Source organism: Caproicibacter sp., from assembly GCF_046707225.1.
In the GTDB taxonomy this organism is placed as follows: domain Bacteria; phylum Bacillota; class Clostridia; order Oscillospirales; family Acutalibacteraceae; genus Caproicibacter.
In genome coordinates this window covers 1-10151 of sequence record NZ_JBJKOP010000039.1, presented here as the reverse complement: position 1 = coordinate 10151, position 10151 = coordinate 1, and the positions used below count along the sequence as shown (strand labels likewise).

General features: G+C 46.2%; 6 protein-coding genes. 3 read left to right on the top strand and 3 right to left on the bottom strand.

The window, feature by feature from the left end:
• A partial coding sequence (locus ACLQ3M_RS11270; RefSeq protein WP_411677792.1) for a GLUG motif-containing protein occupies window positions 1-5194 on the bottom strand: 5194 nt, incomplete at its 3' end.
• 271 nt (window positions 5195-5465) lie between these two features.
• Here ACLQ3M_RS11270 and ACLQ3M_RS11265 point away from each other — a divergent pair.
• The 3 genes from ACLQ3M_RS11265 to ACLQ3M_RS11255 all read left to right on the top strand — a co-directional run bounded on the left by ACLQ3M_RS11265 (window position 5466) and on the right by ACLQ3M_RS11255 (window position 8600).
• On the top strand, window positions 5466-7292 hold the full coding sequence (locus tag ACLQ3M_RS11265) for a histidine kinase (protein WP_411677791.1): 1827 nt from the start codon (window positions 5466-5468) through the stop codon (window positions 7290-7292).
• Complete coding sequence (locus tag ACLQ3M_RS11260; RefSeq protein WP_411677790.1) at window positions 7273-8064, top strand: response regulator; 792 nt, start codon at window positions 7273-7275, stop codon at window positions 8062-8064. The genes ACLQ3M_RS11265 and ACLQ3M_RS11260 overlap by 20 nt, the downstream gene beginning before the upstream one ends.
• 290 nt (window positions 8065-8354) lie before the next feature.
• Window positions 8355-8600, top strand: coding sequence for a DUF3781 domain-containing protein (locus ACLQ3M_RS11255; RefSeq protein WP_411677789.1), 246 nt, complete (start codon window positions 8355-8357; stop codon window positions 8598-8600).
• 136 nt (window positions 8601-8736) lie between these two features.
• On the opposite strand, the gene ACLQ3M_RS11250 is transcribed toward ACLQ3M_RS11255, so the two are convergent.
• A complete protein-coding gene (locus tag ACLQ3M_RS11250) occupies window positions 8737-9288 on the bottom strand; it encodes a hypothetical protein (protein ID WP_411677788.1) in 552 nt (183 codons plus the stop codon).
• A 20-nt stretch (window positions 9289-9308) separates the two neighbouring features.
• Window positions 9309-10151, bottom strand: an 843-nt coding sequence (locus ACLQ3M_RS11245; RefSeq protein WP_411677787.1) for an RHS repeat-associated core domain-containing protein, incomplete at its 5' end; no start/stop codon positions are given.

The window sequence follows — 10151 nt, the reverse complement described above, 5'->3', positions numbered from 1 at the left end:
CTTTGTCAATGGTTCCGGTATAATAGTCGCTTCCGTCTTTCTCTTTCAGAGAATAGGATTGGAATTCGGCTCCGCTTGCCACTTTTACAGTCACCTTGTAGTCCTGCGTTGTTCCGTCCGCCGCTTTCACGGTGTAAGTAACCGGATTTGTAAAATTGTTCACCGTTGTTTCACTTACCTGCCTGGTCGTTCCAACTGACACGGTTGTGCCGTCCGATGCGGTGAATTTCGCAACTAACTTCGTAACGTCCGTACCCTTGGGAACGGTGACTGCAATCGTATGATTGTCTTCGTCGATCACACCGTCATAATAGGTGCTGCCGCCTTTCGCTTTCAGGGAATAGGATTCCATGGCAGCGGTATCTGCCATGACAATCTTGACGGTATAGTCCTGCGTGGAACCGTCCGCGGCCGTGACCGTGTAAGTGACCGGATTGGTGAAATCATTCGCTGTTGTTCCGCTTTCCTGCTCCTTGTCTCCCACTTTCACACTTGGCGCAAAGGTGTCAAACCAAGCGGTCAAATTGGTAACATCCGTCCCCTTCGGCACCTTAACGCTAATTGTGTGGTTGGTCTGATCAATGGTGCCGTGAAACTCATTGTCATCACTGTCATCCAGGTCAAAAGAGGTCAAACTCTTTTCTGTTTTGTCTGCGCAAGTAACCGTAACCGTATAGGTTGCCGTTGAACCGTCAAGTCCTGTTACCTTGTAAGATACCGGACTTGTAAAATCATTCGGCGTTACGCCGTTTTCCTGTTCGGCTCCGTCAACGGTAAGTTCTGCATCGTTGGCAGAAAAATTAGCAATCAGGCTGCTTCGATCCGTACCAGAGGGTACTTTTACGCTGATCGTGTGATTTGTTTCATCAATTTTTCCATCATAGTATTTACCGTCTGCTTTGATGTCGTACTCGTCAATCCTGTTAAGTGATTGACTTTCCGGCACAACCTTGACTGTATAAGAAGTTCTATCCGATCCATTAATAGTGTATGTTAGAGCACTCGAAAAATTGTTTTGTGTAACGCCGCTTGTCTGTGGTTGGTAATCAACAGTTACCTCCCCGTTATTCACGGTAAACGTTGCAACCAGGCTGCTGACGTCCGTCCCGTCCGGGACTTTGACCAAAATGGTATTTTTAGAATCATCAATTTTTCCGGAATAATTCTTACCGTCACCCGCTTTGACGGAAAAGGCGGTGAATTTCGTTGGAACTTGAACACCCGCCGATATATTGACCACGCCGGAAACCTTCTCTGTTCCCGCATCTTTAAATCCGGAGGTCGCGTCGGTCATGTTCAGGGCGTTCTGTGAAATGACGATTTTGGCGTTGTTATTATCGCCGGCTATTCCGCTAATCGTTGCCATCCCCGCATCCGCAGCTGTTACGGTTTTATCCTTTACCGTTAAAGCATCCGTGTTGGAAGATTGATACGCATCCGGATATTGAACGTCGGTAATTCCAAATGCGTCTTTAAAATCCGGGCCTAAATTTGCATAGGCAACTTCTTCCACATCTTCTGTGCTGCCCTGATACAGCGGTAATTTGATGGATACAAAGGGAGTCGCAATGTTGTCACCAAATAAATAACTATAGCTGAAGGCGTTCCGACATCCGCTGAAATAGCACTTGGAAACTGTTCCACCTGTACTCCTGCTATCCCTGTAGCCGACAATGCCGCCTATTCCCCCCGAGTCGCCGCTGATGGTTCCAAGGTTATAGCAACATAAAAGAGTTGAATCACCACCTAAATAACCCGAGATTCCGCCAACATCTGCTGTACAGGTATACTCCGTGGCAGGATCTTTGTGGCCCTTGACATCACCCGCGTTGTAACAATTTGTCACCGTTGCGGACTCAGCCGCTCCTGCAATGCCGCCAACTCTGAAATAGCCGCTTTTGATTTCGCCGGTATTATAGCAGTTTTTCAGGCTTCCGGACGCCACAGTCCCTACCATGCCGCCGACACGGCCTACACTTTCGCTCCTTTCCGTATAATTTTCCGGTCTTGGCGTACTGCTGACTGCCCCCGTATTGTAGCTGCTTTGGAGAGATGTATGATCGATATTGCCCGCAAGACCACCAACATTGAAAACGCCTGTAACCTTTCCGGTATTATAGCAATTCTGAATGGCAGCGTAGGATGTGCTGCCGATGACGCCGCCGGTGGGGTAGCTGTCAGGGAAAGTTTCCCCATTACCCGGATTGCTGACTGTTCCTGTGTTAAAGCAGTTACTGACCGATGCCACTATCTTTTGGGGAGACGAGGTGCCTGCGCAACACTCGAAAACACCGCCGACACTCTTCATACCGTTAACCACGGCAATATTGTAGCAATTGCTGATGGTCTTATTGGTGTCTGACGCAGCCGTGACTTGGTAAGCGACGCCCCCCGCACAGTCGGTTGCACTGACTTTTCCGGCATTATAGCTGTTCGTAAAATTGCCGGACCAGGAACCGGCAACGCCGCCAAGCACTGATGCGCCACTGACCGTCCCTGCGTTGCAGCACCAGGAAAGCGTCGATGTATGCGGAGCCACTGAACCTGCCACATCTTTACAAGCCCCGACAACGCCTCCGGTGGCTATTTCTCCGCAATCTGTTTTGCTGTTTTGGATGACCGTTCCAGCGTTGTAGCAATTTGCAACGGTAGCAGGGTAGACCGAACCTGTGTTATAGTCAAAATAACCGGCGGTTCCGATGACTCCGCCGATACAAGCCGGGTCGTCGCCGCCATCGTAGTTGATGGTTCCGGCATTGTAGCAGTTTTGAATCGTTCCGGAACCTTTTCCCACAATACTGCCGCAGGACGCGTTGCCGGTTTTGGACATTGTGAACGAACAAACTGCGCCAAGGTTCTGAATGGTTCCGTTCTTGATTATTGAAAACAGGCCAAAGCTCTGATATGGAAGATCGGACATACTCATTCCGGAAACCGCGAAGTGATTTCCGTCAAAGCTTCCTTGGAATACGTCGCCTGGCCCGCCGATTGCTATCCAGCTGCCGTTTTCATTGTACTGGGCAGGGGAAATATCAATATTTCCGGCAAGTTTAAAACAAACGCCCTCTTTTTTCGTATCCTTGCGCACCAAATCCATTTGGTACGCGTTGCGAATGATATACGGGTTTGACTCCGTTCCGTCGCCGTAATCGGTGCCGGCTGTCACCGTGCCGCTTGCTACGTCAATCGTCATGGTTGCGGGAGAAAATCCGTTTGCATCGGTATTATCCGTGTAACCAAACGAACGCAGAACCGGGTAACCCCAGTTGACCGGATTTGAGGAAGTAAACACACCATACTCATAAGCACCTTGACCTGGATAAACCGACGGTGCTTTCATAAAAGCGCCGTCGCCATTCATCGTTTCGGGAAGTCCTTCCAGTTCCATAATGTAGGAATTGTTTTTATTTCCGTCCTGATCAATATAAAAGTCGGAAAATGTTTCGTTAACAAATCCAGTGTTGTAACTGTTGCGCAAAGTTCCGGAGCCAGCGTCCCCTACAATGCCGTCAATCGGACTCTGACCGCTAACTTTACCGGCGTTATAACAGTCCTTGATGGTAACTTTCGCTAAGCTGTTAAGTCCCCCTAAGCCGCTATCATTCGCTCCGCAAATTCCGCCGATTTTAGTCATGCCAGTGTCACCTGTTATAATGCCTTTATTATAGCAGTTTGTAACACACTGCTTGGTTAAGTTGCTACGCATATCGGAAACTGTACCCGCAATGCCGCCGACACCGGCATTTGCATCTGTATCTGTATCAGTGGAACTGTATTTACCGCTAATGTCGCCGATATTATAGCAATTTGCCAATAGTGATGCTTTAAAATCTCCTGCGATGCCGCCGACAGACTCACTAACCCCTGTGACAGTGCCGGTATTATAACAATTGAAAATGTAACCGGTAGTGGTATCGTTGTCCTCAAAACGACCGACAATCCCGCCGGTAAATATATCCGCTCCCGTAACGGTACCGGTATTGTAACACCCCGTGATTGAGGAAGTCCCTCTTCCAAGCACGCCGCCGGTATACCAGCCCGTCCCCGTGATTGAGCCTGTGTTATAACAATTTGTTACTTTGTCGGTAGATTGTCCCGCAATTCCGCCGGCATATTTTGTACTGGTAATGGAACCTGTGTTATAGCAGTTGGTGATGGGGTTGCTTGCGCTTGCGCCTGCAATTCCGCCGGCATAAAAGCTACTATGGACAGAACCTGTAAAATAGCAGTTATCAATCGTACTGTAGGATTGTCCGGCAATACCGCCAATATAATTAGAACCATAAATATAGCTGCTGACTACACCGATGTTTTTAATCGAAGAAGAAACGTTCAAAGTATAACCAAACAGTCCCTGCAGTTCCACAGCTTTATTCGTGTGCAGACCGGTGACAACATTTTGGACGGTATACTTCCCGCCGTCATAATTTCCGCCGTCAAAAGAGCCGTAAAAACAATCTCCGGATGTTCCAATCGGTGTCCACAGATAATCGGACAGGTCGACCGAAGAGGCCAGATGAATGGTTTTGCCGGTAAAGCTCGTAGCCGTTTCGTCGTTCAGTCCGTCGGTCAAAACCGCAAGGCCTGCCAACTGTGCCGCCGTTTTGACGGTAAACTCACTTGCCGAACCGTCACCGTACCAACTGGTGTCGTAGTGGCCCGGGCTTGTCCAGGTCGCGTCCGCAGTTGAACGGGTCTCAACCTCGACGGAATCCTGAACCGTGTCGGTGTAACCGTCACTTGTCACCAGATAAAAATAATATTTGTTGTTTCCGCCGTCTGTGTATCCGATGGAAACGGTTTTTGAGGAATCCAACGCATCCGTGTCCCCGTCAAGCGCATATGTATACGGTTGATAGGTATCGCTGTTCAGTACACAGTCAGCGCTGTAATAATCCTTTAATGCTGCCGATTGTGAAAAAACCACCTTGTAATTTTTTGCGCCGCTCACATACGGAATCTCAATGCGTGCAGATTTGTCGTACGCAACAACGTGAAACCCGTCTTTGTCTGCAACGTAACCAGAGTCCTGCACTCCGGCAGCCCCCTCTGCGCCGGCGGGCATTTGAATCACCGGCAATGTTGTAATCACCAGTGCCGCGGACAACAGCAGTGCCAAAGCTTTTTTTCCCGTCTGTTTAAAAGCCAGGATCGGCTTCCAGCTCCAGAGATGTTTTTTTGCTTTTTCTGTCATTTCTTAAATTCCTCCAGTATCACACAAATAGAAAGTTGCGACATAATTCCCCTGAATTTTTCATTTTCTATTCCTATGATATTCCCCCATGCACAACAGAAGCACAACAAAAACCGGCAAAATCCCCTGTTTCGGAACAAAAAATTTTAACAATGGAAGATATACACTGTTTTTTTGCTTGAATTGTCACTTCGTGGGGGTGGGAGAAGGAAAAATTGTGCTATAATAAGCCATTATATGGCACTTTTAGAAATCTATTGGGAGGGGAAACATGAAGAAACTGCTATGTACCGTGGGAATCGCTTTCCTCGTTTTCCTTTTGACCGCGGTTTGTCTTGATTGGATGAGTCTCGCGGCAAATTCAAAGCCGTCCGCCAAGGTCGGCTTTTCCTATCTAGAAGACCCTGCGGGGGAAATGCAAATCGGCGAAATGGACAGCCCCTCCATTCAGAAAAAATACACGGAAGTTCAGAAGCCATATTTTTTCTTTGGACGGACTCACTCCGCTTTCTGGATTCAAATGAATGAAAAAACCTCCGGAGCCTTTCAGGATGGAATCGCGGCATACTGCCCAAACCTTCAGTACGCTGTTTTATATGTGCCGACGGAAAACGGATATCGGGCTCTGTATTCCGGATGGGGAAACAGCCGGATCAGAAACGACGCCGGGATGACCTATCCGGTTTTTCCTCTGGAAGAAAACCGCGTGAAGGGGAAACCGGTCTATCTGCGGGTTCAGTCCTGTTACGCCAATAATTTTACCCTCGATTTTTACACGCAAAGTGAATTCAATCACGCCAAAGCCATTGATTTTTGCCTGAACAGTTTTTTATTCGGAATGCTTTTTACCGTTATCATTGTCAATATTGTGATCTATTTCGAATTAAAAAGTAAACTTTGCCTGTCGTTTGCCCTGTGCGTGTTTTTAATCAGCGCGCATCAGGGATGCAGCACGGGAATTTATAATGTGATCTTTCCGATACATTCGGACCTTCCGATGAGCTTGTCCATGCAAATCGGGGCTCTGTATCTGATTTCCATCATTGTTTTTTTCCTTGTCTTTTCAGAGGGAACCACCTTTGGTAAATGGGATGCCGCCATCTTGAAGCTACTCATCGCGGCGTGTATTCTGCTGATCCCATTTAGCTGGGCGAACCCGGTTACCACAAACTTTTTCGGGCATTTCATGTCTATCGTTTCGCCGATTTACATTTTTTACCTGTCCCTGCGATTGTACCGTTCCGGTCAGAAAAAACAAATCTTTTTCCTGATCGGCTGGAGTCTCACGATCCTTTTATATCTTCTCATCACGCTTAACGTTGAAACCATTCTGCTGATCCCAAGCAACCGTATGGCACATCATGCGGCTTTGATTTGTATGGTTGCAGTCTCCATAATCTTTTCTGCCGCTTTGGCGGAGCACACACGGAAAGTCCGGGCGGAGCATATGAAAGTCCGGCAGAAATACGTGCTTGCTACGGAGCAGGTTCGCAAAACGGAAGCAGCCTTGTTACAGACTCAAATCAAACCTCATTTTCTCTATAACACGCTGACGGCAATCGAAAGTCTGTGTGAAATCGACAGTAAAAAGGCGCAGGCCGCCATTGCCGATTTCGCCGATTATTTGCGTAGCAATATCGATTTTTCGACGGAAACCAGACTCATTACGATCGAGAGGGAAATGGAAAACGTCAAACATTATATGGCTCTTGAGCAAATGAGATTTGAGGGTCGTCTGAGGGCCATTTACGACATTCAGGCAGGAGGGTTTTTACTGCCCGCTCTTGCGGTGCAGCCGATTACGGAAAACGCGGTGCGTTATGGCGTGACAAAAAGGCCGAAAGGCGGAACGGTGAAAATTACGGTAAAGGAAACGGAAAGTGCCTACTGCATTCAGGTATCGGACAACGGGCTGGGATTTGATCCGGCAAAGGTTCAAAGCGGCGATCGTTCTCACATCGGAATTCAAAACGCGAAAGAGCGCGTGAGTCGTTTGTGCGGCGGAACATTGACGGTGGAAAGTCACATTGGTGTGGGGACAAACGTCACAATTCTCATTCCCAAAAGGAGCATTGAAAATGAACATACTGGCAGTTGATGACGAACGGCTGGCCTTGGACAGCATCCTTTCCAAACTGAGAGAGGTTGACCCGGCTTTTTCCGTCAGAGGGTTTCTGTCCCCAAACGACGCTTTGGAGGACATTTATAACGGCTTTCGTCCGGATGTTGCGTTTCTCGATATCGAGATGTACGATCTGAACGGGATTGAAGTGGCGCTTGAGCTGAAAAAGGTTTTTCCAAGGGTCAATATTATTTTTGTTACGGGTTTTTCCGAATACGCGCAGGATGCCTTTGCGCTTCACGCGAGCGGCTATCTTACAAAACCGGTTCGAGTCGAGCGGATACGGGAGGAACTGGAAAATCTCAGGCATCCGTTACAAAGGGTGGAACACCACATTCGGGTTCAAACCTTCGGCTATTTTGAAATCTTTGTGGATGATGTGCCGGTTCAGTTCCAGCGCAGTCGCACCAAAGAGCTGTTGGCTTATCTGGTGGACCGGCGCGGCGCGAGTTCGTCCACAGCGGAGCTTGCGGCGGTTTTGTGGGAAGACCGAAAGTACAACCGCTCTCTGCAGAATCAGCTGCAGGTTCATGTCTCAGACTTGATCAGAAGCTTAAAAAATGTAAAGGCGGAAGAAATTATCTGCAAAAAACGCAATTCCATTGCAGTGGACGTCACCAGTTTTGATTGTGATTACTACCGCTTTTTAAACGGAGATACGACCGCGATCAATGCTTTTACCGGTGAATATATGGCAAATTACAGTTGGGCTGAACTGACGACGGGTCAGCTTTTCAAAGCGAAGTAGTAAAAAAGTTTGACCATGCACAGAACTTTGCAACAGACATTGCAAACAGCTTTCTGGCCTGGCATTGTTGCCGTATGATTTACAGAGAGCATTTTTAACCGCAGGCTGCACACCGCATAGAGGCAGCGTTCCCTTTTTAGCCCCAAGATGTGCATCGCAGTTTGTCTATAGTCAAAAGTAAGATCAACTCTTTCATTTAGGACTCGTGAGTATCTGAACGCAAATAAATAAACGAGCGACAGAAAAACCTGTCGCCCATTTTGTATATAACAGAGAGTCGAGATAGAGAAATGGACAATGAATTACTTTTGCATTTCGATAAATTACATACAACTCAAATGGGCGCTGACAGAATAAAAAGAAATCTTCAAATCGATGTTTCTGATGTAGTTAAATATTGCTATGATATGATTACGAAAACTAATTCACTTATCGAACGAAAAGGTAAGAGCCGGTATGTTCGTGTAGATAACTGCAAAATAACAGTCAATGCTCAAGGCTATACAATTATCACAGCGCACAATTGCATAAAATGAAGCAATGACTGAAGGCTGAATGAGCTGCCCATTATGTTTATAATGCTGGTCGTCGTTTCCAGTGCAATAAATTATAGAGTTTAAAATGTGCTCAGCGAATTTAATCACTGAGCACAAAAATCTGCAAGAGTTTCGGCTACTTAGAATTGATTTTTACAACTTTATTATCAATGCTTAGTTGATAATCCCTGGGCAAATCATTCAAAACCAAGAACCAATAGTAGGCAGGAAAACTTGCATCATCAGAGTAAAATAGGAACTTGGAATTTAAACTGTCTGTCGGATTGATAACTTTCTTTGTTCCAGTTGTATCCGCCATGGCTATTAAGAATATATTTTTGTTGTCATCTTTTTGATAGGTTAGATAGTACCCGTCAATATTATCCACAGATTTCTCAGGCCGGCCTAATTGGCTGGTTATGACCCCCCAACCATTTTTGTCTTTATTGAGGAATTCAAAATTGAGACTTAAATTATATTCATAAAAAACAAGCGCATAGTTCCCGGACTCTAACGTTTTGGTGATCTTTTGGAAGTGAATTTCTTTATCATTGGATATGGCCAGTTCAGGTGAAGCATAACGCTGAATGACATTGGACCCTAGAATATTGTGTATGGTTAATCCAAAGATAATAGCACCTGCTAATATACAAACAATTGTAAGAGAAAAAGGAATTTTCCTTTTCATTTTACCTCCTTGAATCGTTATTATGCAATTCCTCCCACGACTTCTGCCGCTTCTTCCCCAAATTGAACAATGTGGGGAAATATCGCCACAAAAGCACCGGCTGCGGCGGCCGCTATTGCGGAACTATTTATTTCATAAGTTGCAAATGTTTCGCTTGAATTGCCTCTTCCTTCGTTTACAGAAACGGAATAAGTATATTCTATAGAAGACGAGGACGCACCCAATTCAAATGTATGTTGAATATTATTGATTCCCAATGAAATAGAACGGCCGTAGGATGTGTCTGAATAAATTTTACTAGAGCTTACAGACACCGATTTTACTTTAACACTGTTTCCGATGCTTACTTTACCGGTATCTGCATGTACATATGATGTCACTGCTTTACTTTTCCCTACTGACGTACTTTTAGATGTACTTACTCCGGTCGTTACTTTAACGACACCGCCGGCATATGTAATCTCCCTGCGTTTGATTGTCGTAATCGATGTTACCGTTTGAGAGCCAAAAGTATTATCAGCCCAAGTAGTAATGGAACTCACTACCTTTTTAAAAGCATTTCCTATATTATTTATCCAAGTAGGCAAGCTTCCTCCAACATCTTGAAAACTTATGGGATTGTTCAAGCCATACTCGAAAAGGTTGTATCCTTGAACAGATGCTTGTGCAAAAGAAACTACGCTATCAGTGTTTATAAATCTCCCGGTCTGCGGGTCATAATATCGGCGGCTCAGGCAATACAGCCCGGTTTCGGAATCGTAGTAGTAGCCCCTGTAACGGAACGGATTTGCTTGGGCAACTTCTTCATAGCCGTTCTCATAGGTGGTGCTGAGCGGCTTGCCCCAGGCGTCATAGGTGTATTC

Excerpts from the sequence above, each read along its gene's own strand:
- ACLQ3M_RS11265 (WP_411677791.1), top strand. The coding sequence starts at position 5,466 with ATGAAGAAACTGCTATGTACCGTGGGAATCGCTTTCCTCGTTTTCCTT.
- ACLQ3M_RS11250 (WP_411677788.1), bottom strand. The coding sequence starts at position 9,288 with ATGAAAAGGAAAATTCCTTTTTCTCTTACAATTGTTTGTATATTAGCA.
- ACLQ3M_RS11255 (WP_411677789.1), top strand. The coding sequence starts at position 8,355 with ATGGACAATGAATTACTTTTGCATTTCGATAAATTACATACAACTCAA.
- ACLQ3M_RS11260 (WP_411677790.1), top strand. The coding sequence starts at position 7,273 with ATGAACATACTGGCAGTTGATGACGAACGGCTGGCCTTGGACAGCATC.